The sequence below is a fragment of the Pseudomonas sp. SWRI111 genome (assembly GCF_014268555.1).
GTDB lineage: Bacteria > Pseudomonadota > Gammaproteobacteria > Pseudomonadales > Pseudomonadaceae > Aquipseudomonas > Aquipseudomonas hamedanensis.
In genome coordinates this window covers 1-26295 of sequence record NZ_JABWQQ010000038.1, presented here as the reverse complement: position 1 = coordinate 26295, position 26295 = coordinate 1, and the positions used below count along the sequence as shown (strand labels likewise).

Annotated in this window: 23 protein-coding genes; 13 read left to right on the top strand and 10 right to left on the bottom strand. The window is 60.5% G+C overall.

Going from position 1 to position 26295, the window contains the following annotated elements; all coding sequences use genetic code 11:
* Positions 1 to 119: 119 nt before the first annotated feature.
* The 3 genes from HU755_RS26250 to HU755_RS26240 all read right to left on the bottom strand — a co-directional run bounded on the left by HU755_RS26250 (position 120) and on the right by HU755_RS26240 (position 1746).
* The gene (locus HU755_RS26250; RefSeq protein WP_186638031.1) at positions 120 to 1010 is read right to left on the bottom strand and encodes a pseudouridine synthase; all 891 of its coding nucleotides are present in this window, start codon (positions 1008 to 1010) and stop codon (positions 120 to 122) included.
* Between the two features lie 70 nt (positions 1011 to 1080).
* On the bottom strand, positions 1081 to 1398 hold the full coding sequence (locus HU755_RS26245; RefSeq protein WP_186547121.1) for a transcriptional regulator: 318 nt from the start codon (positions 1396 to 1398) through the stop codon (positions 1081 to 1083).
* Between the two features lie 111 nt (positions 1399 to 1509).
* The gene (locus tag HU755_RS26240) at positions 1510 to 1746 is read right to left on the bottom strand and encodes a glutaredoxin family protein (RefSeq protein ID WP_186638028.1); all 237 of its coding nucleotides are present in this window, start codon (positions 1744 to 1746) and stop codon (positions 1510 to 1512) included.
* 198 nt (positions 1747 to 1944) lie between these two features.
* On the opposite strand from HU755_RS26240, the gene HU755_RS26235 reads away from it, so the two are divergent.
* A complete protein-coding gene (locus tag HU755_RS26235) occupies positions 1945 to 3657 on the top strand; it encodes a monovalent cation:proton antiporter-2 (CPA2) family protein (protein WP_186619175.1) in 1713 nt (570 codons plus the stop codon).
* Here the strand turns inward: HU755_RS26235 and HU755_RS26230 are convergent.
* Positions 3654 to 4862: an ammonium transporter gene (locus HU755_RS26230; protein ID WP_186619174.1), complete on the bottom strand. Its 1209-nt coding sequence runs from the start codon at positions 4860 to 4862 to the stop codon at positions 3654 to 3656. The two genes, HU755_RS26235 and HU755_RS26230, sit on opposite strands and share 4 nt — an antisense overlap.
* Positions 4863 to 5165: 303 nt before the next feature.
* Between HU755_RS26230 and HU755_RS26225 the strand changes: the two genes are divergently transcribed.
* The 8 genes from HU755_RS26225 (at position 5166) to HU755_RS26190 (ending at position 16547) form a co-directional block, all read left to right on the top strand.
* Positions 5166 to 5480 carry a YqjD family protein gene (locus HU755_RS26225; protein ID WP_186638025.1) on the top strand — a complete coding sequence of 105 codons (315 nt, stop codon included), beginning with the start codon at positions 5166 to 5168 and terminating at the stop codon, positions 5478 to 5480.
* Positions 5481 to 5482: 2 nt separating this feature from the next.
* A complete protein-coding gene (locus HU755_RS26220; RefSeq protein WP_008079909.1) occupies positions 5483 to 5869 on the top strand; it encodes a phage holin family protein in 387 nt (128 codons plus the stop codon).
* Positions 5866 to 6204, top strand: coding sequence for a hypothetical protein (locus tag HU755_RS26215; protein ID WP_186638022.1), 339 nt, complete (start codon positions 5866 to 5868; stop codon positions 6202 to 6204). Before HU755_RS26220 ends, HU755_RS26215 begins: the two co-directional genes overlap by 4 nt.
* 123 nt (positions 6205 to 6327) lie before the next feature.
* Complete coding sequence (locus tag HU755_RS26210; protein WP_186638019.1) at positions 6328 to 7491, top strand: EAL domain-containing protein; 1164 nt, start codon at positions 6328 to 6330, stop codon at positions 7489 to 7491.
* A gap of 68 nt (positions 7492 to 7559) precedes the next feature.
* The gene (locus HU755_RS26205) at positions 7560 to 8888 is read left to right on the top strand and encodes a deoxyguanosinetriphosphate triphosphohydrolase (protein WP_186619172.1); all 1329 of its coding nucleotides are present in this window, start codon (positions 7560 to 7562) and stop codon (positions 8886 to 8888) included.
* 385 nt (positions 8889 to 9273) lie between these two features.
* On the top strand, positions 9274 to 9900 hold the full coding sequence (locus HU755_RS26200) for a response regulator transcription factor (protein WP_186547177.1): 627 nt from the start codon (positions 9274 to 9276) through the stop codon (positions 9898 to 9900).
* A gap of 8 nt (positions 9901 to 9908) precedes the next feature.
* A complete protein-coding gene (locus tag HU755_RS26195) occupies positions 9909 to 13553 on the top strand; it encodes a transporter substrate-binding domain-containing protein (RefSeq protein WP_186638016.1) in 3645 nt (1214 codons plus the stop codon).
* A gap of 48 nt (positions 13554 to 13601) precedes the next feature.
* Positions 13602 to 16547 carry an HD domain-containing phosphohydrolase gene (locus tag HU755_RS26190; RefSeq protein WP_186638013.1) on the top strand — a complete coding sequence of 982 codons (2946 nt, stop codon included), beginning with the start codon at positions 13602 to 13604 and terminating at the stop codon, positions 16545 to 16547.
* On the opposite strand, the gene HU755_RS26185 is transcribed toward HU755_RS26190, so the two are convergent.
* On the bottom strand, positions 16548 to 17030 hold the full coding sequence (locus HU755_RS26185) for a GAF domain-containing protein (RefSeq protein ID WP_186638010.1): 483 nt from the start codon (positions 17028 to 17030) through the stop codon (positions 16548 to 16550). It lies immediately after the preceding gene.
* A complete protein-coding gene (locus tag HU755_RS26180; protein WP_186547110.1) occupies positions 17027 to 17917 on the bottom strand; it encodes an ATP-binding protein in 891 nt (296 codons plus the stop codon). The genes HU755_RS26185 and HU755_RS26180 overlap by 4 nt, the downstream gene beginning before the upstream one ends.
* 166 nt (positions 17918 to 18083) lie before the next feature.
* Between HU755_RS26180 and HU755_RS26175 the strand changes: the two genes are divergently transcribed.
* Positions 18084 to 20405, top strand: coding sequence for a response regulator (locus HU755_RS26175; RefSeq protein ID WP_186638007.1), 2322 nt, complete (start codon positions 18084 to 18086; stop codon positions 20403 to 20405).
* Here HU755_RS26175 and HU755_RS26170 read toward each other — a convergent pair.
* The 3 genes from HU755_RS26170 to msrB form a co-directional block, all read right to left on the bottom strand.
* Positions 20389 to 20841, bottom strand: a complete 453-nt coding sequence (locus HU755_RS26170; RefSeq protein ID WP_186619166.1) for a MarR family winged helix-turn-helix transcriptional regulator — start codon at positions 20839 to 20841, stop codon at positions 20389 to 20391. The genes HU755_RS26175 and HU755_RS26170 overlap by 17 nt on opposite strands.
* Positions 20838 to 21323 carry a glutathione peroxidase gene (locus HU755_RS26165; RefSeq protein ID WP_186638004.1) on the bottom strand — a complete coding sequence of 162 codons (486 nt, stop codon included), beginning with the start codon at positions 21321 to 21323 and terminating at the stop codon, positions 20838 to 20840. Before HU755_RS26165 ends, HU755_RS26170 begins: the two co-directional genes overlap by 4 nt.
* Positions 21324 to 21424: 101 nt before the next feature.
* Positions 21425 to 21820 carry a peptide-methionine (R)-S-oxide reductase MsrB gene (gene msrB, locus HU755_RS26160; protein ID WP_186638001.1) on the bottom strand — a complete coding sequence of 132 codons (396 nt, stop codon included), beginning with the start codon at positions 21818 to 21820 and terminating at the stop codon, positions 21425 to 21427.
* Positions 21821 to 22044: 224 nt separating this feature from the next.
* Here msrB and HU755_RS26155 point away from each other — a divergent pair, with 224 nt between their 5' ends.
* Together HU755_RS26155 and htpX are read left to right on the top strand one after the other, a co-directional pair.
* Positions 22045 to 23256 (top strand): pyridoxal phosphate-dependent aminotransferase, encoded by a 1212-nt coding sequence (locus HU755_RS26155; protein WP_016770856.1) that lies wholly within the window; start codon positions 22045 to 22047, stop codon positions 23254 to 23256.
* A gap of 303 nt (positions 23257 to 23559) precedes the next feature.
* Positions 23560 to 24447: a protease HtpX gene (gene htpX, locus HU755_RS26150; protein WP_186547105.1), complete on the top strand. Its 888-nt coding sequence runs from the start codon at positions 23560 to 23562 to the stop codon at positions 24445 to 24447.
* A gap of 200 nt (positions 24448 to 24647) precedes the next feature.
* Here htpX and HU755_RS26145 read toward each other — a convergent pair whose 3' ends face one another.
* Complete coding sequence (locus HU755_RS26145) at positions 24648 to 25304, bottom strand: thiopurine S-methyltransferase (protein ID WP_186637998.1); 657 nt, start codon at positions 25302 to 25304, stop codon at positions 24648 to 24650.
* A gap of 103 nt (positions 25305 to 25407) precedes the next feature.
* Between HU755_RS26145 and HU755_RS26140 the strand changes: the two genes are divergently transcribed.
* Complete coding sequence (locus HU755_RS26140) at positions 25408 to 26175, top strand: class III extradiol ring-cleavage dioxygenase (protein WP_186637992.1); 768 nt, start codon at positions 25408 to 25410, stop codon at positions 26173 to 26175.
* The last annotated feature ends 120 nt before the right edge of the window (positions 26176 to 26295 follow it).

The window sequence follows — 26295 nt, the reverse complement described above, 5'->3', positions numbered from 1 at the left end:
TTTCAGAAATACAAATGCCCCGACAAGTCGGGGCATTTGTATTTAACCGGGGCAGATTGCGTTTTCACACAGTCTGGATTTGCGGGCTTTTTCATGGGCGCTGAAAAGTACTTGCGCCGCTACCAGTGCAGGCTGATCTGGCTCCGGAACTCGCGCTGTTCACCGGTCACCGGATCGATAAAACGCAACCCCTGGGCGAGAAGCTTCAATGGATTGGCGTAATCGTCCTCGACGTCTTTCACCACATCCGGATAAAACGGATCGTTGCAGATGCTCGCCCCCAGCGCGGTCATGTGGACACGCAACTGGTGCTTCTTGCCGGTCACCGGGAACAGGCCATAACGCCAGAGATCGCCATTTTTTTCCCGCACCTCGACCGCCGTCTCGGTATTGCTGACACCCGGCCCCTCCTGCATGCGAAAGAACGGCTCGCCATCGACCAGACGACTCTTGTGCACCAGGGGAAAGCTCAGATCAGGCAACGCGGGGGCTATCGCCTCGTAATACTTGTCGATCTGCCGTGTCGGAAAAAGCGACTGATAGGCCGAGCGGGTTTGCGGATCGGCCGAAAAGATCACCAGCCCCGCCGTGTGCCGATCAATCCGGTGCAAGGGCACCAGATGCGGATTGTCCAGACGGCGGATCAAGCGACGCAGCAAGGTTTGCTCGACATACTCCCCTGCGGGCGTGACCGGCAGGAAATGCGGCTTGTCCGCGACCACCAGATGTTCATCGGCATAGAGAATTGTCTCGACTACCGGAATCGGCTTCTCGTCCGGCACCTCACGAAAATAGTGAATCCGCAGGCCTTCCTTGTAGGGCAGGTCCAGCGAGATCGGTTGCCCCTGACCATCAAGCACCCGCCCGCGGGCGATCCTGTCCAGCCATTGCTCACGACCGATGGCGCTGAAATGCTCGCACAGGCAATCGAGTACGGTCAGCCAGGACCCGGGAGGCAGGTAGAGCGTGCTCGCCTGGTTCTGAGCAGCAGAAAAGGTAGTGGTGGGCATACGCAAATCGAATCCTCAAGACAGGTCGGCATTATCCCGCACTGCAGGATGCGAACCTAGCGCAGAATCCTCAGGCCGGGATCGTCTTGAGCGCTGCGGCCTCGGTGAATTCCTTGAGCCAGCGCAACACATCGACCGCCTCCCAGCGCCCCGGGTCATACAAGGCGTACAGCAAGCCCTGATAGCCGACCACATCCAGTTGCTTGTGATAGCCGGCGCGCTGGAACAATGCCTCGATTTCGGCGAAACAGGTGTTGAAATGCAGCTTGTTGAACGGCGTCTTGCCTTCCGTGACCAGCCCGTCCAGGCGCAATTCGAGGACGGCCTCGCGCACCACGTCGACCGACATCCGGTTAACGCTGCTCTTCAACTGTTCGACATTGACCACGGTTCATCCCTCTGACTCGATTGCTGTATGGACATACAGTAACCGAATGAACCGGGAAGTGCCAAGGCATGGTTGTGCAGCAGCGACCGGCGGAGCGGCGCGAACAGCGGATCAGCGAAGAAAGGCCACGACCTGATCGGCACTGAACGGCCAGTCCAGCTCCGCCCCGGTATCAACACGGCGCAACACAGGAATTCGCAGGCGATACGCTTCGTACCATGACTCGTCGTCGGTGATATCCACCAGTTCCACCAGCAGACCATGCTCGACAAAAGGCATCAGTTCAGCTTCAGCGACTTCGCATAGGTGACACCCCAGGGTGCCGAACAGCTGACATTCAGGAGGCATGCGTGCTCAACCACAAAATGAGTGCGCCTATTCTAGGCGCCCTTGAAAAACCCGTCGACCCGTGACCGCTCAAAGGTACGATCGGGGCCTGGGGTAAAACCCTGACGCACATCAGTGCGCTCAAATCACCGATCCGTCATCCTCCCGCTCTTTTTGCCTCTACGCTTGAGAGGCCAGAGCCTGACATCGGAGCGTCTCGTGTTTGCCAACCTGTTGATCATCCTCGCCTCGTCCCTCGTGGTGATTGCCCTGTTCCGTCGCCTGCGGCTGCCGCCGGTACTGGGTTACCTGTGCGTGGGATTGCTGGTCGGGCCGAGCGCATTCGACTGGGTCAATGAAAGTGAACACCTGCCCGACGTCGCCGAGCTGGGCGTAGTGTTCCTGCTGTTTTCCCTGGGCCTGGAGTTCTCGCTGTCGAAGATGATTGCATTGCGTCAGGTGGTGTTCCGCCTCGGCAGTCAGCAGGTGCTGATCAGCACTGCCGTCCTCGGTCTGTTGCTGATGCTGCTGGGCATGCCAATGACGCCGGCGCTATTGCTCGGCGCGGGGCTTTCGCTGTCCTCCACCGCGATCGTCACCAAGGAACTGGGCAGCCTCGGCGAAGTGTTCAGTAGCCACGGCCAGAACGCGATTGGCGTTCTATTGTTCCAGGACGTGGTCGCGGTGTTGCTGCTGACCCTGGTGCCGGTCTTCGCCGGCAGCAGCGAGCAGGCCTGGTACTGGGCGTTGCCGCTGACCCTGGCAAAGACCGTGGTGCTGTTTGTCGGCCTGCTTCTGGCCAGTCGCTGGCTGCTGCCGCGTTTGTTCCATGAGGTAGCGGCCTCGCGTTCGGCGGAGTTGTTTGTCCTGCTGGCGCTGGTGATTGTGCTGCTCACCGCGTGGCTGACCCACTTGCTGGGTCTGTCGCCGGCCCTTGGCGCATTTCTCGCCGGCATGCTGCTCGGTGAGAGTCACTATCGACACCAGATCGAAGCCGATATCCGGCCCTTTCGCGACATCCTGCTCGGGGTGTTTTTCGTCAGCATCGGCATGCTGATCGACCTGCAACTGTTTGCCAGTCACGGTCTGTTGATCGTCGGCCTCACCCTCGGCCTGATGCTGATCAAGGGCGTCGTGGTCGCGCTGCTGGTGAAATGGCGCGGCAGCGACAGTGAAACGGCGTGGCGCAGCGGTCTGGCGTTGGCCCAGGGCGGCGAGTTCTGTTTTGCCCTGATGGCGCAGATGCAGCAAAACCAGCTGATGCCTGCCGAGCTGGGCGCCCTGCTGCTGGCGGCGACATTCTGCTCGATGCTGCTCACGCCTGTGCTGCTGCGCGCGGCGCCACGCATCGCGGCAGCGCTGCACCGCAAGCCTAATCAGGAAGCTCAGATCGAACAGATCAGCGCGCTCAACGCCGACCTCGACAAGCACGTGGTGATATGCGGATACGGTCGCGTCGGCCAGTCGATCGGACGCTTCCTGCGCAACGCCAGCCAACCCTATATCGCGCTGGATAACGACCCCGTGCGTGTCCGGGAGGCCGCGTGCGCAGAAAGCGCCGTGCATTACGGCGACTCGTCGCGCGGTGACTTGTTGACCGCCGTTGGCCTGCTGCGCGCCAGGTTATTGGTGATTGCGGTGGATCAAAGTGACGTTGCCCTGGGCATTCTCAAGGAAGCGCGGCGACTCAACGCACACGTACCGATTCTGGTCCGCACGCGCGACGACAGCCAATGGGCCGAACTGAAAGCCGCCGGCGCCAGCGAAGTGGTACCGGAGCTGCTGGAATCGAGCCTGATGCTCGCCTCTCACGCGCTGATCATGCTGGGTCTGCCGGCGCATCAGGTGCAGGCGAAGGTCGATCAGGTGCGCGTCGACCGCTATCGCCTGCTGCACGGTTTTTATCCTGGTGCCGATGATGAAGAGCGTTAGTCCTGACTCACGGCGCCGATCTTGTGCAGCGACAGGTCGGCGCCGTAATACTCTTGTTCCTGAGTCAGGCGCAGCCCATGCAGCGCCTTGATCACGCCGTAAACCACGAAACCGCCGAGCAGCGCCACCGCGACGCCCAGTGCGGTGCCGAGCAACTGGCTGATCAGGCTGACGCCGCCCAGGCCACCCAGCGCGGTCTGGCCGAAAATACCGCAGGCAATGGCGCCCCACACACCGCACACGCCATGCAGCGGCCACACCCCCAGCACGTCGTCGATGCGCCATTTGACCTGCGCGGCGGTAAAGCACCAGACAAACAGCGCGCCCGCTATCGCGCCGGTGACCAGCGCGCCGACCGGATGCATCAGATCGGACCCTGCGCAAATCGCCACCAACCCGGCCAATGGGCCGTTGTGCAGAAACCCGGGGTCATTGCGCCCGACGATCAAAGCCGCCACCGTGCCGCCGACCATTGCCATCAACGAGTTGACCGCCACCAGGCCACTGACGCCCTGCAGCGTCTGCGCGCTCATCACGTTGAAGCCGAACCAGCCGACAATCAGGATCCACGAGCCCAGTGCCAGGAATGGAATGCTCGAAGGTGCAAACGCAACCAATCGTCCGTCGCGATAGCGGCCATTGCGCGGGCCAAGCAGCAGCACCGCGGCCAGCGCCAGCCAGCCGCCCATGGCATGCACCACCACGGAGCCTGCGAAGTCATGAAACGCTGCCCCGAACTGCACCGTCAGCCACGCTTGCACACCGTAGTTGCCGTTCCAGACGATGCCTTCGAAAAACGGGTAGATAAACGCCACGATCAATGCCGTGGCACACAGCTGTGGAACAAAGCGCGCGCGTTCGGCGATCCCACCGGAAATGATCGCCGGAATCGCCGCGGCGAAGGTCAGCAGGAAGAAAAACTTCACCAGTGGGTAACCATGATCGGCACTCAGCACAGCCGCCGGCTGCATGAACGTCACGCCGTAAGAGATCCAATAGCCTATAAAGAAATAGGCGAGCGTGGAGACGGCGAAATCGCTGAGAATTTTCGACAAGGCGTTGACCTGGTTCTTCTGCCGGACGGTGCCGACTTCCAGAAAGGCGAAACCGGCATGCATTGCCAGCACCATCACCGCACCGATCAGAATGAACAACGTATTGGAGCTGTGAACCAGCGTGTCCACAGCGCTTTGCAGAGTTTCCATGGGAGGCAGACCTGAAGGCTAAAAAGGCACCAAAGCGGTTCGCTCGCCCATTTCATGCACCAAGTTGCGCCAACGCAGTCACCGCGATCAAGGATCGACGAACCGCTTTGGCGCACAAGATCGATGGGCTGACACGAACCGGGATCATTTGAGTTAAGGTTTTGCACCGGCACGCCCGGCAACAGCGCACGAATGCCAGGCGATGCACCAGCACACAGCAAAAGTTGTACCAGTCATTTGTACTGAACCTTCGCGCAAGGCTCATACTCGAACGCTTCAGACGCCACTTACGGAGATCCACCCATGGCCAGCATCAAGGCAAAGACTGCTCAAGAAATCCTGATGAACGACTTCCAGACTCTGGTCGCCGACACCGAACGGTTGCTCGAGCACACCGCCACTCTGGCCGGCGATCAGGCGGATGAATTGCGTGGGCAGATCCACGAAAGCCTGCTGCGCGCCCGTGAAACCCTCAAGCTCACCGAGGATACCCTGCGCGAGCGCGGCCAGGCCGCCGTGACCGCCACCGAGGATTACGTCTCGACCAACCCATGGCAGTCGGTCGGCATCGCCGCCGGCGTCGGCTTTCTGATTGGCCTGCTGGCCACGCGGCGCTGATCATGTCGATCGGTGAATCCGGCCCGACTGCGGGCACCGCCTCCTCCACGCGGCGCCTGGGCGCCGCTGTTCTGGGTCTGCTGCACAGTCATGTCGAATTGTTCGGCATCGAATTGCAGGAGCAGAAATCACGCACCGTCAGCCTGCTGCTGTTTGCCGGTCTGGCGCTGGTCTTCGCCCTGCTGCTGTTGGTGGGCCTGTCGACACTGGTGATGATCATCTTCTGGGATACATACCGCCTGGCGGCGATCATTGGCCTGTGTGTCTTTTATACGCTGGCTTCGATTTTCTGCGGATTGCGCCTCAAGGCGGCGATCTTCGATGAATCCTCGCCCTTCCACGGCACGCTCGAAGAGCTGGCCAACGACCGGGAGCGTCTGCTGCCATGAGCCTGCCAGAACTTCCGCACAACAGCTCACGGCGAGAAATGCGCAAGGCGCTGATCCGCCTGCGCATGGAAATGCATCGCCAGGAAATTCGTCACGAAGCCGGGCAAGTGCTGCAGCCACTGCAACGTGTGCGCGGCATGACGCAAAACCTGCAGGATGGCTTCGGCATCAAACACGCGCCTTTATGGGGCGTGGCAGCCGTGACGCTACTGGGTTTCCTGACCGGCAAAGGCGCGAAAAGCGGCGGCACCGGAGGTCTGGGCCGGCTGGTTCGATTGGGCACCACGCTGGGTCCGCTGATCAGACTGGTCCTGCAAACCACGCGTAAACGCTGACGCGATACATCTGGCTACATTCTTGCACTATCGGCGGGATGAACCTCTTTAGCGGGAGGTTCAATCCCGTGCGCCTATCCGGTCGGCGGGTTCAATCAGAACAACAACGACTAAGGAGGCCCCGTGATCGACGGGCAACCGCTCGCCTGCTTTCAGCCTTTCATTGATACCGCCACCGGACGCATCGCAGGCGTCGAGGCATTGGGTCGCCTGCGCCAGGCCGACGGGCAACTGCATTCGGTCGGTCCGCTGTTCGCCGACCCACGCGCGCCGGCCGTGGCTCTGCGCCGGCTCGACCGACAGATCCGCGACGACGCCTTGAGCCGCCTGCATGAGGCCCCCGCCGACTGGTTCCTCAGCCTGAACATGTCACCGCGCTGGATCAGTCGCCTGCGCCCGGATCAGGCGCTGCCCAGCCTCAAGCAACTGGCGCAACACGGTGTCGACCCGCAACGCATCGTGTTCGAAATCACCGAGCTGGGCGGCAACAGCCAACGCCTGGCCGACGTCGTGGGACGTTATCGAGAGGCCGGTGCGCGCATCGCCATTGACGATTTTGGCGCCGGCTATTCGCAGCTCGACCGTGTCCTGGCACTGCAACCGGACATCCTCAAACTCGACATGCGCCTGTTCCAGGCCGCGGCACTCGGCGGGCCTAGCAGTGACGTGGTCAAGGCACTGGCGCAAATGGCCGAGAAAACCGGCTGCTGGATCATCGCCGAAGGCGTCGAGACCGAAGCCCAATTGAATTTCGCCCTCGAGTGCGGCTCACGTTACGTGCAGGGTTTTCTGTTCGCCCGCGCGCAGCAAGCGTTCTTCGCCACCGATGCCTTCGTGCAACACTTCGCCAGACTGCGGCAACGCTACGTGCAACAAAAGCTGGCCGAACGCGGGCGCCTGATGCAAATGCGCCAGCAACTCGGCCAACTCATGAGCATTTTGCAGGCTTGGGCCGGGGCACACGCATCACTCAGTGCGTTACCGCAACTGGAAGCTTTTCCCTGGCTGCTGCGTTTTTATCAATGCGACCGCCACGGCACCCAACTGACGCCCAACCTCGAATGGCGCCACAACGGCTGGGTCGCCGACAACCGTTACCTGGGGCACAACTGGTCGTGGCGCCCGTACTTCTATCAACTGCTCGCCGAAGGCTGGGAAGAGCGCCGCCTGACCCTGTCGACGACGTACCGCGACGCCACCAGCAATCAGTATTGCCTGACAGCCGGGCAGTTTTTCGATAACGGCGAACGGTTGCTGTTGATCGACATTGATGCCGCCGGACTGTAGTTGCGCTTGCAGGCGCCAGCGTGAACCGGGAAGCTAGGGGATCAGTCACCAGACGGAGAGAATCAGCCTTGGATTGGCCAACCCTGCTCAACCGCGAACGCCTCGGCAAGCCGCTGCACAGCCCGCAAGAACTCGGCCGCAGCCCTTTTCACAAAGACCATGACCGCATCATCTTTTCCGGTGCCTTCCGCCGCCTGGGCCGCAAGACCCAAGTGCACCCGGTGACGAGCAACGATCACATTCACACGCGCCTGACCCACTCGCTGGAGGTCAGCTGCGTAGGCCGCTCGCTGGGCATGCGCGTCGGCGAAACCTTGCGCAGCGCCCTGCCGCCATGGTGCGACCCGGCCGATCTGGGCATGGTGGTGCAGTCCGCCTGCCTGGCCCACGACATCGGCAATCCGCCGTTCGGCCATTCCGGGGAAGACGCGATTCGCCATTGGTTCCAGCAGGCAGCGGGACGCGGCTGGCTCGACGACATGAGCGAAGCCGAACGCAGCGATTTCCTCAATTTCGAAGGCAATGCCCAGGGTTTCCGTGTCCTGACGCAACTGGAGTATCACCAGTTCGACGGCGGCACCCGCCTGACCTACGCCACTCTGGGGACTTATCTGAAATACCCGTGGACGGCACGTCACGCTGACTCTCTGGGTTACAAAAAACACAAGTTCGGCTGCTACCAGAGCGAACTGCCCTTGCTCGAACAGATCGCCAGCAAACTTGGCCTGCCGCAACTGGAGGAACAGCGCTGGGCGCGGCATCCGCTGGTGTACCTGATGGAGGCTGCCGACGATATCTGTTATGCGCTGATCGACCTCGAGGACGGCCTGGAAATGGACTTGCTGGAGTACGCCGAAGTCGAGTCGCTGTTGCTCGGCCTGGTCGGCGACGATCTGCCGGAGACTTACCGCCAGCTCGGTCCGCAGGATTCGCGGCGGCGCAAACTGGCGATCCTGCGCGGCAAGGCCATCGAGCACTTGACCAACGCGGCGGCACGGGCATTTGTCGAACAGCAAGAGGCGCTGCTTGCCGGCACCCTCCACGGCGATCTGGTGGAGCACATGCACGGCCCGGCGAAACGCTGCGTGCTGAATGCCAAGGACATCGCCCGCAAGAAAATCTTCCAGGACAAACGCAAGACACTGCATGAAATCGGTGCCTACACGACACTGGAAATTCTGCTCAACTCGTTCTGCGGCGCTGCGCTGGAGCAACACAACGGGCGCACGCCGTCATTCAAAAGCCGACGCATCCTCGATCTGCTGGGCAACAACGCTCCGCATCCACAGGGTTCGTTACACACTTCGTTTCTGCGCATGATCGACTTTATCGCCGGCATGACCGACAGCTACGCCAGCGACATGGCGCTGGAAATGACCGGGCGCTCCAGTCATTGAAACCGCGCCTTCAGCCGGCCGATCCGTCGGCCGGCTGAAGGCGCACGTCTGCACGAGACATAAACGCTTTTCAGACCTCAGTGACTGCCAGTGCAGTTCACGCTGAGAGGTCACTGAATAGAACCGGAACTCGCTATTGGGGTGATAACTTTTAAACACCTGTATAAAGCCACTGACAATCAACACTTGCAAAATTAAAAAGGCCAACTATAAGCCCTTGCCAAGCCCGCACTTCCTTACGCCAATCCTAATTTACATGTAGTCCCTTTCCTTATTGAATGTAGGATTTATCCGATAACGCACCCGAGACACTGTGAGTCCATGCGAGCGCTCATTCAACTGAGCTAAGGTGCGCGCTTTATTCGTGCTTGCATGGGATTTGATTATGAACTCCGTTTTTATCGTCGACGATCATCCGGTCATCCGTCTCGCCGTTCGAATGTTGCTGGAGCATGAAGGTTATAAGGTCGTTGGCGAAACCGACAACGGTGTCGATGCCATGCAGATGGTCCGCGAATGCATGCCTGATCTGGTCATTCTCGATGTCAGCATTCCCAAGCTGGACGGTCTGGAAGTACTGGCCCGCTTCAACGCCATGGGCTCTGCGCTGAAAATCCTGATTCTGACGGCACAGTGTCCGACACTGTTCGGCATCCGCTGCATGCAGTCCGGGGCGTCGGGTTATGTCTGTAAACAGGAAGACTTGAGTGAATTGGTCAGTGCTATCAAAGCGGTACTTTCCGGTTATAACTATTTCCCCAGCCAGGCATTGAATCCGGTACGCAGTGATGACACTCGTTATGCCGAACTGGAACTTTTCAAGTCGGTAAATGACCGCGAACTGATGGTATTGCAGTTATTTGCCCAGGGCCGAACCAACAAGGAAATAGCCAAGGGCATGTTTCTCAGTAATAAAACCGTCAGCACCTATAAAAAGCGCCTGATGCAAAAACTCAAAGCCAAATCCCTGGTAGAACTTATCGAGATGGCCAAACGAAACGCACTCGTGTGAGATCCCGCATGTTCAGCCGTTTGAAGGACTTCCTTATCGCGTTGTGTACAGGTCTGTGCCTGAATGCCGGCGTGTCCGCCATGCCCGCCGCTTCGCCGGACTACGCCTTGCTCAGCCGATCGGTAGTCGAGACGTTGCCCGTCACGTTCGAACAGTCCCAGCGGCACTGGCTGCAAGCGCGCGGCGAACTGATACTGGGCACCTCCGCGCCGGATTACCCGCCCTTTGACATGACCGCCAGCGGCAAGGATTACGAGGGTTTGACGGCCGACTACGCAGGGCTTGTCAGTCAGGCCACCGGATTGCCGGTGCGGGTAAAACGCTTCCCTTCCCGGGAGGCCGCGATTCGCGCCCTGGTCGATGGCCAGGTCGATCTGCTGGGCACCGCGAACGGCTACGAAGCGAGTAACGCCAATCTTGCGCTCTCGGTCCCCTATGCCATTGACCAACCCGTCCTCGTGACGCGCGAAGACGAAACCCGCCCGCTCAGCGAAGGCCTGGCGGGGTTGCGCCTGAGCATGGTCTATCACTATCTGCCGCTGCCCGAAGTCAAGGCGCTATACCCAAAAGCGCTCATTACCTGCTACCCCTCTTATCAGAATGCCCTTAATGCCGTGGCATTCGACCAGGCCGATGTCTTTCTCGGCGACACCCTGTCCACCCATTACATGATCAACAAGGGCTACCTCAACAACGTTCGCATGGCCAACTTCGGCAAGCAGGAGGCGCAGGGCTTCAGTTTTGCCGTGCGGCGCGACAACCCGCAGCTGTTGAGCATTATCGATACCGTACTCAACGCCGTGCCGAGCGCCGAACGCGACAACATTGCCAAACGCTGGAACGCCGGCAGTGACCTGCTGCTTACCGACAAGAAACTGCAACTGACCCAACGCGAAGAACACTGGCTCAAGCAGCATCCGGTGGTCAGTGTGGTGGTGAACGAGGCATTCGCGCCGCTGACGTTCTTCGACAGCGATGGCAATTTCCGCGGCATCAGCGCCGACCTGCTCGAACTGATCCGGCTGCGCACCGGCCTGCGCTTCGACATCCGCCGCAGCCGTAACGACGCCGAAATGATCAAACAGATCGATAACCACCAAGTCGACCTGATTGCGGCGCTGCTGCCCACCCCCGAACGCGAGAAGACCCTCAACTTCAGCCGCCCGTACCTGGAAAACTCCTATGTTCTGTTGACCCGCAAGAGCGCCGACGGACCGAGCAATCTGAATCAGCTCAAAGGCAGACAGGTGGCGATTGCCCAGGGCAATCCGATGGTCCAATACCTGCGCAGCGAGTACCCCGGCATTCGCCTGATCGAGACACCCGATACGTTCAGCGCCGTCTCGTTACTGGCGGAAAATCATGTCGATGGCGCCGTGAGTTCACTGGTGATTGCCAACTACTTCATTTCTTCACGGATCTTCGACCGGGCGTTGCAGATCACCACCACCATCGGCACCGGTCAGGCAGCGTTTTCGCTGGTGACGGCACGGGACAGCACGGAGCTGGCGTCGATCATCAACAAGGCGCTGCTGAGCATTGCCCCGGAAGAGCTGGGGGTGATCAACGGGCGCTGGCGCGGCTATTCCACCGCCTCGCAGAACATCTGGCAAAACTACCAACGCCTCTTTTACCAAGTCATCGCCGCCGCGTGCCTGATACTGCTGCTGTTACTGGTGTGGAACGCTTATATGCGACATCAGATCAAACAGCGCCAGGCAGCCGAGCGCGCCCTCAACGACCAACTGGAATTCATGCGTTCTCTGCTCAACGGTACGCCGCATCCGATCTACGTACGTGATCGCGAAGGACTATTACAGAGCTGTAACGACAGCTACCTCGAAGCATTCAACGCCAGACGCGAAGACGTCATCGGCAAAACCGTGGTTCAGGGCAGCCTGAGCAACGCGTTCGAAGCCCAGGCCTTCCATGCCGATTATCAGCGAGTCGTCACCGAGGGCACCCCGCTGCTGCTCGACCGCCCGCTGCATATCGGCAACCGGCGGCTGACGATCTATCACTGGATACTGCCCTACCGCGACTCCAGCGGCGAGGTCAAAGGCATTATCGGTGGCTGGATCGACATCAGCGAACGCCGCCAGTTGTGCGAGGACTTACGCGCAGCCAAGGAACAGGCTGATGAGGCCAATCGGGCGAAAAGCACATTCCTGGCAACCATGAGTCATGAAATCCGCACACCGATGAATGCCGTGATCGGCATGCTGGAACTCACCTTGCGGCGCATAGACCCACACCATCCGGATCGCGCCTCGATCGACACGGCCTATCAGTCGGCCAAGGATCTGCTGGGCTTGATCGGCGACATTCTCGACATTGCTCGCATCGAGTCCGGTCGCCTGAGCCTTTGCCCGGAATGGGTGAATCTGGGCGATACGGTGAGATCCGTTGCAAGAATCTTCGACGGGCTCGCCCGCCAGAAAAATCTTGCCTTGCAAGTCGTCTTCAACCCGCCGGACGTTGCCGTGGATGTGCAGATGGACCCACTGCGCTTCAAGCAAGTGCTGTCCAATCTGGTCAGCAATGCCATCAAATTTACCGATCACGGACACATCAGGATCACCCTGGACCTGATGAGTTCGAACACCCCCGGCCGCGCCCTGATGCAACTTAGCGTCCAGGACAGTGGCATCGGCATCAGTGCCGAAGACCAGCAACGTTTGTTCGAGCCTTTCGCCCAGGCAGAAAACGGCAATCGTCAGGCGAGGAGCGGTGCCGGGCTGGGGCTGGTCATCAGTCGCAACCTCTGCGAAATGATGGGCGGACAGTTGCAACTGAGCAGCCAGCCCGGCATCGGCACGCAAGTCTGCGTGTCCCTGCCACTGGACACCGCGCCGGCGCAGATCATTGCACCCCGAACCGAGTCGGCGATCACGCCCGCGACGACGCCCCTGAACGTACTGGTGGTGGACGACCATCCGGCAAACCGCTTGTTGATGTGCCAGCAGCTGGAGTTCCTCGGCCACCGTTTCAGCATTGCCGAAGACGGCTGCAGCGGCCTCGAACTGTGGAAAAACGGCCAGTTCGATCTGGTGATTGTCGACTGCAACATGCCTTTGATGAACGGCTACGAGCTGACCCGCGCGATTCGTCAACAAGAGCTGCAGAAGCGCAGTCCGCCCTGCACCGTGCTGGGTTTCACAGCGAACGCCCAACCCGAGGAGATACAACGCTGCAAGCAGGCCGGCATGAACGACTGCCTGTTCAAGCCACTGAGCCTGAGCCTGCTCAGCCAATGGGTCGACGGCATCACGCCAACCGCACCGGCGCCGGTATTCAGCCTGGAGAATCTGCGCATGCTCACCGGCGGCAATCCCGCGCAGACGCGACGAATGCTGGTGGAATTGCTCAAAAGCAGTCGTCTCGACCGCGAAGAGCTGCTCGCACTGTCACCGCAGCATGATCGCGACGCGCTTGCCGTGGTCGCCCACAAGATCAAGGGGGCGGCGCGCATTGCCCAGGCCACACGCCTGATCGAATGTTGCGATGCGCTTGAACAAGCCTGCATACAAGGGTTGGCGACTGACGAGATCGCCCGTCAATGCGAGGCAAGCAATCAGGCGATGCTGCAACTGGAGCAGGCCCTGCAGGCGCAATTGGCGTTGTTTGACCAAAGCACAATGTGCCGGCCTTAACTATGCTTGAACGCTGAGCAGTGAGTTAAACGTCATGGAGTGCCTGAAATGCCCAGCCCACTGCGCCCGGAGCAACGCCGGTTACCGCTGCACGTGCACATCAGCGTCATGTTCACGTTTTTGCTGTTGCTGACGGGCGTGGTGCTGGGGCTGTTCAATTACCACCAGACCACGAAGATCATCCTGTCGAGCAGCGAAAAACTGTTCACCCGTATCGAGCAGGATGTACGCCTCGATCTACAGGCAACGTATCAACCGATACGCCACCTGTTGAGCCTGCTCGCCGAGAACCCGGCGACTCAGGCCGAGCGCCTCGATCAACGCCTGCCACTGCTCAGGCCGTTCAGCCAATCACTCACCGACAATCCGGATCTGGCCTCTTTGTATCTGGGTTATGCCAACGGCGACTTCTTCATGGTCCGCCCGCTGCGCAGCGCCGCCCTGAAATCCTTGCTCAAGGCCCCGGAAGCGGCGGCTTATCAGGTCTGGAGCATCGAGCATGGCCCGCAGGGCGAAGTGCATTCGCAATCGTTGTTCTTTGATCAGGCGCTGACGCCGATCAGTCGCCGGGACAATCCGCAAGACCGCTACGACCCGCGCGAGCGAGCCTGGTTCACCGACGCCCGTCAGCAGACCGGGCAGATCACCACCGAGCCCTATGTGTTTTTCTCCACCCATACGGTGGGAACCACCCTGGGCCGGCGCAGCGGCGAAAACGCCGTCATCGGCGCCGACCTGACACTGGCCGCGCTGTCGGCAACGCTGGATAAACATCGCGTCACCCCATCGACCGAAGTCGCCCTGTTCGATGCCGACGGCAATGCCGTGGCCTACCCCGACAGCAGCCGCTTGATCGTTGACGACCGCACCGCACGGCTGGCCCGGGTGACCGACCTGAGCCCGGCGCTGCACGCATTGCTGACCGGAAATCCCCAAGGCATGCGCCTGCATGCCGATGGCCGGCAATGGATCGTCGCCCGCAGCCATATTCAGGAGGGCGGACCGAAAGGCCTGCAGTTGGCGTTGCTGGTGCCGGAAGACGAGTTGCTGATCGATGCTTATCGGATGCGCTGGCAGGGCGCGCTGATCACCCTCGCCACCTTGCTGTTATGCCTGCCACTGGGTTGGGTGATTTCGCGGATTCTGGTCAAGCCGTTGCACGCCCTGGTCAAGGAAGCCGACGCCATTCGCAGTTTCGACTTCAATTTCCCGCTGGCCCGGCGTTCGCCAGTGCTTGAAGTCGACCAGTTGAGCCTGTCGATGGCGCGGATGAAAGACACCCTGGGAAGTTTCTTTCGCATCACCGACAGCTTGTGCGCCGAGACCCGGTTCGCCCCTTTGCTGCAACGGGTCCTCTTCGAAACCGTGCAGATCGCTCAGGCGCAGGCAGGCCTGATCTACCTGCGCGAAAATGATGGCAATCGCATGGAGCCTTACGGGCTGGTGATCGAGGGGACGCCGCAAGCGCTGGAGGCGTTCGAAGTCGAGGGTCACGACTTGCACAAGAACAACGGCCCGGCATGGTTCGAACAGTTGGTCAGCGCCAATAACGTCGTCAGCCACCTGGGTTTCGATCAGGCCGGTGATCTGCAGAAAATCCTGCTGGCCATGGCAGCCCCGAGAGTCCATCTGATCGGCATCCGTCTGCACAACCGCCACGACGAAACCATTGGCCTGCTGGTGTTGCTGGTGGAAGACAGTGGACGCGCGGCCGATCTGGAAAAGCTGCGGCCTGATCGCATCGCCTTCCTCCAGGCGGTTTCCGGCGCCGCCGCCGTGAGCATTGAAAGCCAACGCCTGCAAGCCAGACAGAAGCAATTGCTCGACGCGTTTATCCAATTGCTCGCCGGGGCCATCGACGCAAAAAGCCCCTACACCGGCGGCCACTGTCAGCGCGTGCCGGAGCTGACCCTGATGCTTGCCCAGGCGGCCGCCGCCAGCCGCGACCCCGCCTTCAGCGCGTACCGGCCGAGCGAGGATGAATGGGAAGCCTTGCATATCGCCGCCTGGCTGCACGATTGCGGCAAGGTCACGACCCCGGAATATGTAGTCGACAAGGCCACCAAACTGGAGACCATCAACGACCGCATCCACGAGATCCGCACGCGTTTCGAAGTGCTCAAGCGCGATGCCTGGATCAACTATTGGCAAGCGCTGGCAATGGGCGGTGACGAGACAACACTGGCAAGCCTGCGCGATGCCTCGCTGATGGCGCTGGACGACGACTTTGCTTTTGTCGCGCGCTGTAACCTGGGCAGCGAGGCCATGGCCGAAGCGGATTTGCAGCGCCTTGACGAACTGGCCCAGCGTACCTGGACGCGCACCCTGGACGACCGCCTCGGTGTGTCATGGGAAGAAAACCGGCGTCAGGCGCGCACGTCTGCGCCGGTGCTTCCGGTCACGGAAAAGCTGTTGGCGGACAAACCCGAGCACCTGGTCGAGCGCGACCCAAGTGAGCTGATCCCCGAAGACAATCCCTGGGGTTTCAAGCTCGACGTGCCCCGCTACAAATACAATCGTGGCGAACTGTACAACCTGAGCATCGCCCGCGGCACGCTGACCCGCGAGGAGCGCTACATCATCAATCACCACATGGTGCAGACCATCATGATGCTCAGCCACTTGCCCTTCCCCGGGCATCTGGAGAGCATTGCCGAGATCGCCGGCGGCCATCACGAAAAAATGGACGGCACCGGTTACCCGAAACGCTTGAAGCGCGAAGACATGAGCCTGCCGGCCCGGATGATGGCGATTGCCGACATTTTCGAGGCGCTGACGGCCGCCGATCGGCCCTACAAGAAAGCCAAGTCTTTGAGCGAGGCCCTGGGCATCATGGCCACCATGTGCCGCGAGGCCCATATCGACGCCGACTTGTTTGGCCTGTTCATCAACGAGGGGGTGTACATGGCCTACGCCACACGTTTTCTCGATCCGCAGCAAATCGATGCCGTGGATCCGGCCAGCCTGTTGCACAAGGCTGGCCTCACGGTGTGATCAGCAGTCGGTCAAACGCAGGAAGATCGCTGCGAGCTGTTCGATACCGGCCTGGTCGTCGACACCGAAACGGGCGAGCTTCGGGCTGTCCAGATCAAGAACGCCGATCAGGCGGCCGTCCTTGACCAACGGCACCACCAGTTCGCTGTTCGAGGCACTGTCGCAGGCGATATGGCCGGGGAAGGCATGCACGTCCTCAACGCGTTGGGTCTGCCGACTGGCCGCTGCCGCGCCACACACACCACGGCCGAACGGAATCCGCACACAGGCAATCTGCCCCTGGAACGGGCCAAGCACCAGCTCGTCATCGCGATTGAGATAAAAACCGGCCCAGTTCAGATCGTCGAGCTGGTTGAACAGGAACGCCGAAAACTGCGCGGCATTGGCGATAAAATCGCGCTCGTCCGCCAGTAGCGATTCCAGTTGTGCGGCCAACATGCCGTAGCCTTCGAGGCCCTGGCCGCTTTGTTGCAAATCAATCATGCCTTGTGCTCCAACAATTTCAGTCCCACCCAATATCGGGCGAATTGGTATGCGCAACGTCCGTTACGATTACCGCGGCCGGTGGCCCAGCGCACCGCAAGGATGTCCAGCGCTTCGTCGCGCTGCCAGCTCAAGCCGGCCCTGGCGGCCAACTGGCCGATCCAGTGTTCGACGACGTTGAGAAAATGCTCTTGGGTAAACGGGTAGAACGACAGCCACAGGCCGAAGCGGTCCGACAGCGCGATCTTGTCTTCCACCGCTTCGCTGGGGTGCAGTTCACCGTCGACGCGTTTCCAGTTTTCGTTATCGCTTTCTTTCTCGGGCACCAGGTGCCGGCGGTTGGACGTTGCGTACAGCAAGACGTTGTCCGGCGCCTGCTCCAGCGAGCCGTCGAGCACGCTTTTGAGGACGCGGTAGTCGCCTTCGCCGGACTCGAACGACAGGTCATCGCAAAACAGCACGAAACGCTGCGGCAGCTTGGCGATCTGCTCGACCACGCGCGGCAAATCGGCGAGATGATCGCGCTCGATCTCGATCAGGCGCAGGCCGGCCCCGGCGTGTTCAGCGAGCAGCGCGCGTACCAGCGAAGACTTGCCGGTGCCGCGCGAGCCCCACAGCAAGGCGTGGTTGGCCGGCATGCCGTCAAGGAACTGTTGAGTGTTGCGGCCCAGTTGCTCCAGTTGGCGATCGACGCCGATCAGGTCCGACAGGCGCATGTCGAGGCTGACTTCAAGCGGCAGCAAGTAACCGCTGCGCCCGTCACGCTGCCAGCGCGCCGCCAGGCACGTGTGCCAGTCAATGACGGGACGCGGGGCCGGCAACAGGGGTTCGATTCGCGCCAGAACCGACTCGGCGCGTTCAAGAAAAGCATTCAATCGGGAATCCACGTCTTTTCCTCGGGCAGGTTCACAGTGATGATGACGATCCAGCGCCGACACACAGACCCCAATCCCCGCCTCGAGCCTTGTTACAAGGCGATTCGGGAACCTCGGTATCCATACATGATCGACTATGCTTGAGCAGCGAAGGGAAACGGAAGTGGTTCAACACCCCATGGATATCAAATTCACCCACCGGCTGTCGTACAAGCAAGCCAGGCTTACCGTGCTGGTCGGGTTCATTCTGGGCACGCTGCTCAGCCTGCTGCAAATCGGTATCGATTATGCCAGCGAAGACGCGTCCATCAACCGGGAAATCCTCTCGTTGCTGGAAATCAGCCACAATCCGGCGTCACGCATTGCCTATAACATTGACGCCGAACTCGCCCAGGAACTCACCCTGGGCCTGCTGCGCTCGCCCGCGATCATTTCTGCGCGACTGACCGACAACAACGGCACGGTACTGGCCAACGTCAAACGACCGGAGCTGCAGAGCGGCTACCGGATGATCAGCGACTTTCTGTTCGGCGCCAAACGCCAGTTCGAAGACCGCTTGTACCTCGACCACTTGCCCAACGAGTCCCTCGGTGTCTTGAGCCTTGAAGTTGACACCTATGCCTTTGGCAGCCGTTTCCTGCGGCGCGCCGAAGTCACTCTGCTCAACGGTTTCGCCCGCAGCCTGCTCCTGACCGGGATTCTGCTGGCGCTGTTTTACGTGATGCTGACCAAACCGCTGGTACGGGTGATTCGGGAACTCAGCGGTCGCGATCCGCGCGGGGCGGAGCCGACCATTCTGGAATGCCCGGCCGGGCACAGCAATGATGAAATCGGGGTCCTGGTCAAAGTCGCCAACCAGCAGTTCGAGAATATCGCGACCGAGATCCAGCAACGGCGTAATGCCGAAAACCGCTTGACCGACTACCTCGCTCAATTGGAAAACATCGTCTCGGCGCGCACCGCCGAACTCAAGGCGATCAACGCCCGGCTCAGTCAATCCAACGAGGAACTGGAAATCGCCCGCGGCACCGCGCTGGAAATGGCCGAAGCGCGCTCGGCATTCCTCGCCAACATGAGCCACGAGATCCGCACACCGCTCAATGGCCTGCTGGGCATGATTGCACTGTCGCTCGACGGCCCGCTGAACGCCGAACAGCAGCAACAGCTGTCGATCGCGCACGACTCCGGCAAGGTGCTGGTTGAGTTGCTCAACGATATCCTCGACCTGTCGAAGTTCGACGCCGGGCAACTGGAGCTTGAACATATTCCGTTCGACCTTGGCGCCTTGATCGAAGACACCGCCAACCTGTTGTCGCAGAACGCCGCCCCCAGTGTCGAATTGAGCTGTCTGATCGATCCGCACTTTCCGGCGCTGGTGCTGGGCGATCCGACCCGGGTTCGCCAGATCGTCAGCAATCTGTTGTCCAACGCGCTGAAATTCACCCGGTTCGGCCGGGTGGACGTGCGCCTGAGCACTTACCAGGAGGGCGTGCGCATCGAAGTCTGCGACACCGGCATCGGCATCGCCCAGGAAGCCCAGGTGAAAATTTTCCAGCCCTTCACCCAGGCCGGAGCCGGGATCACTCGCCAGTACGGCGGCACCGGACTGGGCCTGGCGTTGACCTACAACCTCTGCGAAGCCATGCAGGGGCGCCTGACCATCAGCTCCGAGACCGGTTTCGGCAGTCAGTTCTGCGCCGAGCTGCCGCTGCCCTGCCACACCCGGGCGCTGGCGCCTGCCCCTCTGCATGGAAAAGTCCTGGCGATCACCGCGGCCAGCAGCGGCCTGGCCGAGTTGTTGAAGAGTTTGCTGCCGGTGTGGGGCCTCGAATATGAACAACGCAGCATCGATGACTCGTTGCTGGGCCTCAAGCCTGACGTGCTGATCACTGATTGCCCGGAGTGCCTGTTCGGGCTGCGACCGGCTATCGTCGCACCGATTCTACTGGTGACCGCCTACGGCAGTTTCCTGCCCAGCGAAGAGGCGGCCGCCCTCGCCCCGTTGCAGCAACAGGCACGACCGCTGGCGCGCAATGCGCTTTATCAGAATTTGCGCCGGACCCTGCAGCCAGACACCGCCACGACCGACGATGCGCGCCTCGAGGCGGCGCCCAGCGCGCGCCGCGCACGGGTCTTGCTGGTCGAAGACAATCCGGTCAATCAATTGGTGGCCAAGGGCATGCTGGGCAAGCTCGGCTGCGAGGTGGTGGTGGCCGCCCATGGTGTCGAGGCGCTGGATCAACTGGAAATCCACGCATTCGATCTGGTGTTGATGGACTGCAACATGCCGGTGATGGATGGCTACGAAGCCAGCCGGCAGATTCGCCAAAGCGGGCGCTGGCCGAACCTGCCGATTGTCGCCCTGACCGCCAACGCCATGTCCGAGGAGCGCGAGCGTTGCCGGGCCGCGGGCATGAGCGACTATCTGGCGAAACCGTTTCGCCGCGAAGAACTGGCAGCGCTGCTCGATCAGTGGATTGCGGCTACGCCAGCGCCTTGATCTGTCCCAACAAGTGATCGAGGCCGTCACGCAGATCATTGAGGCGGTCCAGATCGACACCGCTGTCACACAGCAGCCGGGCCTTCAACGGTCCGACCTGCGCACGCAACGCCTGTCCGGCAGCGGTCAGGCTCAAATGCACTTCGCGCTCATCGAGGGCCGAGCGCTGGCGCTGCACCAGGTGCAACTGCTCCAGACGCTTGAGCAAGGGCGTCAGCGTGCCGGAATCCAGCGCCAGACGCTCGCCCAGGGCCTTGACCGTCGGTTGCTCCGGGGCGGTCTCCTGCCACTCCCACAACACCAGCATCGCCAGATACTGCGGGTACGTCAGACCAAGCTGATCGAGCATCGGCTTGTAGGCGCGAATCACCGCGCGGGACGCGGCGTACAGCTTGAAGCACAGCTGGCTGTCGAGCTTCAGCGAATCGACGCTCATTTGAGCAGGGCTTCGATCTCGCGGCTCAGGTCCTGCGGCTTGGTCGCCGGGGCGAAACGCTTGACCACCTGGCCGTCCTTGCCGATCAGGAATTTGGTGAAGTTCCACTTGATGCCTTGGGAACCGAGTACGCCCGGGGCGCGCTTCTTCAACTGCACGAACAACGGATGAGCACCGGCACCGTTGACCTCGACCTTTTTGAACAGGGGGAAACTGACGCCGAAATTCAGCTCGCAGAATTCGCTGATCGCGCCCTCGCTACCCGGTTCCTGCTTGCCGAACTGGTTGCAGGGAAAGCCCAAAACCAGCAGCCCTTGATCCTTGTAGGTTTGCCACAGGGCTTCGAGGCCTTTGTACTGCGGGGTGAAACCGCATTTGCTCGCGGTGTTGACCACCAGCACCGCTTTGCCGGCGAAATCGGCCAGGGTCTTTTGCTCACCCTGGATCGTGGTGCAGGGAATATTCAGCAGGTTGTCGCTCATGGTGCGGGCTCCGCAGGAAGTCGGGAAAGACCAAACATAGCGAGCAATTAAATTGTGTGCAATTTAATTATCCGAAAGGCGACACCCTGTCGCCTTGTCCCTTACTCGCGCGGCTCGAGATTCAGGCACACCGAGTTGATGCAATAACGCAGGCCGGTTGGCGGCGGCCCGTCCGGGAACACATGACCCAGATGCGCATCGCAGCGCGCGCATTTCACTTCAGTGCGGATCATGCCGTGGCTGGTATCGCGGATTTCAGTCATCGCGCTTTCGCCGATCGGCCGATAGAAACTCGGCCAGCCGCAGCCGGAATCGAACTTGGTCGTGGAGTCGAACAGCGGCTCATTGCAGCAGACGCAGTGGTAGACACCGTCGGTTTTGGTGTCGTTGTATTCGCCGGAAAACGGTCGCTCGGTCGCGCTCAGACGGCAGACGTTGTACTGCTCGGGGTCGAGCATGGCTTTCCATTCTTCCAGGGTTTTTTGCAACTTTTCCATCATCACACCTCAGCGGCTGAAAAAGCCCGATCTGTACCTTTTCCACGGATCGGGCGGCACGTATGATTGCGCCTCGTCACGCACCAGTCTGGCAGTCAGACCGGGCGCATTCAAACGGATTATGGGAGCCACGGCTCAAGACGTCCGCCTGTGTGAAAACGCAGGAATCCCAGCACGGTTGTCCATTCGCCGTCTGGATCGTTCATTTTCGGGATCACATCGCCATGCAGTTCAGCAAATCGAACAAGCTCGCCAACGTCTGCTACGACATTCGCGGTCCGGTGCTCAAGCACGCCAAACGACTGGAAGAGGAAGGCCAGCGCATCCTCAAGCTGAACATCGGCAACCCGGCACCGTTCGGTTTCGAAGCGCCTGATGAAATCCTTCAGGATGTGATCCGCAACCTGCCGACCGCACAAGGCTACAGCGATTCCAAAGGTCTGTTCAGCGCGCGCAAGGCAGTGATGCAGTACTACCAGCAGAAGCAGGTCGAAGGTGTCGGCATCGAAGACATCTACCTGGGCAACGGCGTGTCCGAGCTGATCGTGATGTCCTTGCAGGCGCTGCTTAACAACGGTGACGAAGTGCTGGTGCCGGCGCCTGACTATCCGCTGTGGACGGCGGCCGTCAGCCTGGCCGGCGGCAACGCCGTGCATTACCTGTGCGACGAAGGCGCCGACTGGTTCCCGGACCTGGCCGACATCAAGGCCAAGATCACCCCGAACACCAAGGCTATGGTGATCATCAACCCGAACAACCCGACGGGTGCGGTGTATTCGAAGGAAGTGCTGCTGGGCATGCTGGAAATCGCCCGTGCGCACAACCTGGTGGTGTTCTCCGACGAGATCTACGACAAGATCCTCTACGACGATGCCGTGCACATCTGCACCGCGTCCCTGGCGCCGGACCTGCTGTGCCTGACCTTCAACGGCCTGTCCAAATCCTACCGCGTGGCCGGCTTCCGCTCCGGCTGGATCGCTATCTCGGGGCCGAAACACAATGCCCAGAGCTACATCGAAGGCATCGACATGCTGGCCAACATGCGCCTGTGCGCCAACGTGCCGAGCCAGCACGCCATCCAGACCGCGCTGGGCGGATACCAGAGCATCAACGATCTGGTGCTGCCACAGGGCCGTCTGCTGGAACAGCGCAACCGCACCTGGGAGCTGCTCAACGATATTCCGGGGGTAAGCTGCGTCAAGCCGATGGGCGCGCTGTATGCCTTCCCGAAAATCGACCCGAAAGTCTGCCCGATCCACAATGACGAGAAATTCGTCCTCGATCTGCTGCTTTCCGAGAAGCTGCTGGTGGTGCAAGGCACGGCGTTCAACTGGCCATGGCCGGACCACTTCCGCGTGGTCACCCTGCCCCGCGTCGACGACCTGGAAATGGCCATCGGCCGTATCGGCAATTTCCTCAAATCCTACCGCCAGTAGCTCGCAGTCAGTGCGCAACGGCAGAACGTTGCGCACTGTCTGATTCAGCAACACTTCTACATTCCGCACGTGTGCATGCCTTCTACACTTGCGGTTCAGCCCCGTTTAGCGCACACAACACAATGGCGACGGGGCGCAACTGGCTGCGGTTCATGCCTTAATCTGCCGTGGGAGCTGTGCTGTACACCGAAGAATCAGCTGTAGGACACAGTTTGAAATAGTCACTCAGTTGAATAGCCCGTGGCAGCACCTTATATACCCCGCAGTACGCTACATCTTTAGCTTGAGGAGATTTCTACAACCATGATGCGCATCCTGCTGTTTTTGGCCACTAACCTGGCGGTCGTGCTGATAGCCAGCATCACCCTGAGCCTGTTTGGCTTCAACGGGTTCATGGCGGCCAACGGGGTCGACCTCGACCTCAGTCAGCTGCTGGTATTCTGTGCGGTCTTTGGTTTTGCCGGTTCCCTGTTCTCGCTGTTCATCTCCAAGTGGATGGCGAAGATGAGCACCGGTACCCAGATCATCAGCCAGCCACGCACTCGGCATGAGCAATGGCTGCTGCAAACCGTCGAGCAATTGTCCCGCGAAGCCGGGATCAAGATGCCCGAAGTCGGTATTTTCCCGGCCTACGAGGCGAATGCCTTCGCCACCGGCTGGAACAAGAACGATGCACTCGTCGCCGTCAGCCAGGGTCTGCTGGAGCGCTTTTCGCCTGATGAAGTGAAAGCCGTTCTGGCCCACGAGATCGGCCACGTCGCCAACGGTGACATGGTCACGCTGGCGCTGATCCAGGGCGTGGTGAACACCTTCGTGATGTTCTTCGCACGGATCATCGGCAACTTCGTCGACAAGGTGATCTTCAAGAACGAAGAAGGCCAGGGCATCGCCTACTACGTGGCAACCATCTTCGCCGAACTGGTACTGGGCATCCTCGCCAGCGCCATCGTCATGTGGTTCTCGCGCAAACGCGAATTCCGTGCCGACGAAGCCGGCGCACGCCTGGCCGGGACCAGCGCGATGATCGGCGCCCTGCAACGTCTGCGCGCCGAACAGGGCATGCCGGTGCACATGCCGGACACCCTGAACGCCTTTGGCATCAACGGCGGCATCAAGCAGGGCTTCGCCCGCATGTTCATGAGCCACCCGCCACTGGAAGAGCGTATCGACGCGTTGCGTCGTCGCGGTTGATTTCATTGGTGTAAAAAAGAAGGCCTGCAGTGATGCGGGCCTTTTTGCGTTTTCCTGGATGTTTTTCGGCGCCTGATATGGCCTCATCGCGAGCAGGCTCACTCCTACAGGATTTGTGGTATTCACATAATCCTTGATCCACCATAAATCAATGTAGGAGTGAGCCTGCTCGCGATGAGGCCGGAACTGCCTGCACATAACTATCGGCTGGAAATCCGGTAAACCCGCTCCACCAACGACGTCACCCCCGCATCGGAAAACCTCGGGCTCTCGGCCAACACATCCTGCTCTTCCAGGCTCTGCACCTGCCAGCCCTGACTGAACAACCGCTGCACCTCTTGATCATCCACCGCAAACGGTGGCCCGGGCATTTGCGCCTGAGGATAATCGAGGGTGATCAACACCCCCTGCACGCCGGGCGCGAGGATTTGCTGAAGATGCGCCGCATAACGTTCACGCATCGGTGCCGGCAAGGCGATCAGCGCGGCGCGGTCGTACAACGCCGTGCAGCCTGCAGCATCCTGGGCCGTCAGCGCAAAGAAATCCCCGCACCACAGTTCGATGGCATCACTGCGGTAAACCTTGAAAGCGCCCTCTTCGCTGATCTGCGGTTCGATACGATGCTCGTCGAAAAAGCCCTCAACGGCCCTATCCGACAGCTCCACGCCAAGCACCTGATGGCCCTGACCCGCCAGCCACAGCAGGTCCAGGCTCTTCCCGCACAGCGGCACCAGCACACGCACCGATGGCGCCAGCGTTAGCTGCGGCCAATAGCGCTGCAAGTACGGATTCGCTTCAGGTTGGTGAAAGCCGATCTGGTTTGAAGCCCATTTCTCGTGCCAAAAGTCAGCCTGCATGTATCCCTCCCGGAAAACCGATGATAAAGCGTTAAAACTTATATTAGATTCAGATGAACGATCTGACTGAAGATGAAGCATCTTAACGCTCAGGAATCCTCGCATGCTTCCCAGCCTGTTTATCTCCCATGGTTCACCGATGCTGGCGCTGGAACCCGGCGCCAGTGGCCCGGCATTGACGCGACTGGCCGCCGAACTGCCGCGCCCCGACGCCATCGTCATCGTCTCGGCACACTGGGAAAACCAGGAGCTGCTGGTCGCCAGCCACCCGCAACCGGAAACCTGGCACGACTTCGGCGGTTTTCCCCGCGCGCTGTTTGAAGTGCAGTATCCGGCGCCGGGCAATCCGCAGTTGGCGGCCGTGGTGGCCGACTTGCTGACCGCCAACGACCTGCCAGCGCGCCTCGATCCGCAACGTCCGTTCGACCATGGCGTGTGGGTGCCCCTGTCGCTGATGTACCCGCAGGCGGATGTTCCGGTGGTGCAAGTCTCGCTGCCGAGTCGCGGCGGAGCGGCATTGCAGACGCGGGTTGGCCGTGCGCTGGCGAGCCTGCGTGAACAGGGCATCCTGATCATCGGCTCCGGCAGCATTACCCACAACCTGCGAGAACTGGACTGGCATGCCGGCCCGGAAAGCATCGAGCCGTGGGCGCGGGATTTCCGTGACTGGATGATAGACAAGCTTACGGCCGACGATGAAGCGGCGCTGCATGACTATCGCCAGCAGGCGCCGAATGCGCTGCGCAGTCACCCGAGTGATGAGCATTTGTTGCCGTTGTATTTTGCGCGCGGTGCCGGTGGGATATTCAGCGTGGCGCATCAGGGATTCACAATGGGGGCGTTGGGTATGGATATTTATCGCTTCGGTTGAAGCATTCGCGAGCAGGCTCGCTCCCACAGAAGCCCAAAAAAAAATCGAGTAGGAGGCGGATTTACATCCGCCGTCCTCTCACACCACCGTACGTACGGTTCCGTATACGGCGGTTCAGGT

What these genes read in the sequence shown, in the direction of transcription:
- HU755_RS26250 (WP_186638031.1), bottom strand. Translation starts at nt 1,010, where the DNA reads ATGCCCACCACTACCTTTTCTGCTGCTCAGAACCAGGCGAGCACGCTC.
- HU755_RS26240 (WP_186638028.1), bottom strand. Translation starts at nt 1,746, where the DNA reads ATGCCTCCTGAATGTCAGCTGTTCGGCACCCTGGGGTGTCACCTATGC.
- HU755_RS26230 (WP_186619174.1), bottom strand. Translation starts at nt 4,862, where the DNA reads ATGGAAACTCTGCAAAGCGCTGTGGACACGCTGGTTCACAGCTCCAAT.
- HU755_RS26225 (WP_186638025.1), top strand. Translation starts at nt 5,166, where the DNA reads ATGGCCAGCATCAAGGCAAAGACTGCTCAAGAAATCCTGATGAACGAC.
- HU755_RS26220 (WP_008079909.1), top strand. Translation starts at nt 5,483, where the DNA reads ATGTCGATCGGTGAATCCGGCCCGACTGCGGGCACCGCCTCCTCCACG.
- HU755_RS26215 (WP_186638022.1), top strand. Translation starts at nt 5,866, where the DNA reads ATGAGCCTGCCAGAACTTCCGCACAACAGCTCACGGCGAGAAATGCGC.
- HU755_RS26200 (WP_186547177.1), top strand. Translation starts at nt 9,274, where the DNA reads ATGAACTCCGTTTTTATCGTCGACGATCATCCGGTCATCCGTCTCGCC.
- HU755_RS26195 (WP_186638016.1), top strand. Translation starts at nt 9,909, where the DNA reads ATGTTCAGCCGTTTGAAGGACTTCCTTATCGCGTTGTGTACAGGTCTG.
- HU755_RS26190 (WP_186638013.1), top strand. Translation starts at nt 13,602, where the DNA reads ATGCCCAGCCCACTGCGCCCGGAGCAACGCCGGTTACCGCTGCACGTG.
- HU755_RS26185 (WP_186638010.1), bottom strand. Translation starts at nt 17,030, where the DNA reads ATGATTGATTTGCAACAAAGCGGCCAGGGCCTCGAAGGCTACGGCATG.
- HU755_RS26175 (WP_186638007.1), top strand. Translation starts at nt 18,084, where the DNA reads ATGGATATCAAATTCACCCACCGGCTGTCGTACAAGCAAGCCAGGCTT.
- HU755_RS26170 (WP_186619166.1), bottom strand. Translation starts at nt 20,841, where the DNA reads ATGAGCGTCGATTCGCTGAAGCTCGACAGCCAGCTGTGCTTCAAGCTG.
- HU755_RS26165 (WP_186638004.1), bottom strand. Translation starts at nt 21,323, where the DNA reads ATGAGCGACAACCTGCTGAATATTCCCTGCACCACGATCCAGGGTGAG.
- msrB (WP_186638001.1), bottom strand. Translation starts at nt 21,820, where the DNA reads ATGGAAAAGTTGCAAAAAACCCTGGAAGAATGGAAAGCCATGCTCGAC.
- HU755_RS26155 (WP_016770856.1), top strand. Translation starts at nt 22,045, where the DNA reads ATGCAGTTCAGCAAATCGAACAAGCTCGCCAACGTCTGCTACGACATT.
- htpX (WP_186547105.1), top strand. Translation starts at nt 23,560, where the DNA reads ATGATGCGCATCCTGCTGTTTTTGGCCACTAACCTGGCGGTCGTGCTG.
- HU755_RS26145 (WP_186637998.1), bottom strand. Translation starts at nt 25,304, where the DNA reads ATGCAGGCTGACTTTTGGCACGAGAAATGGGCTTCAAACCAGATCGGC.
- HU755_RS26140 (WP_186637992.1), top strand. Translation starts at nt 25,408, where the DNA reads ATGCTTCCCAGCCTGTTTATCTCCCATGGTTCACCGATGCTGGCGCTG.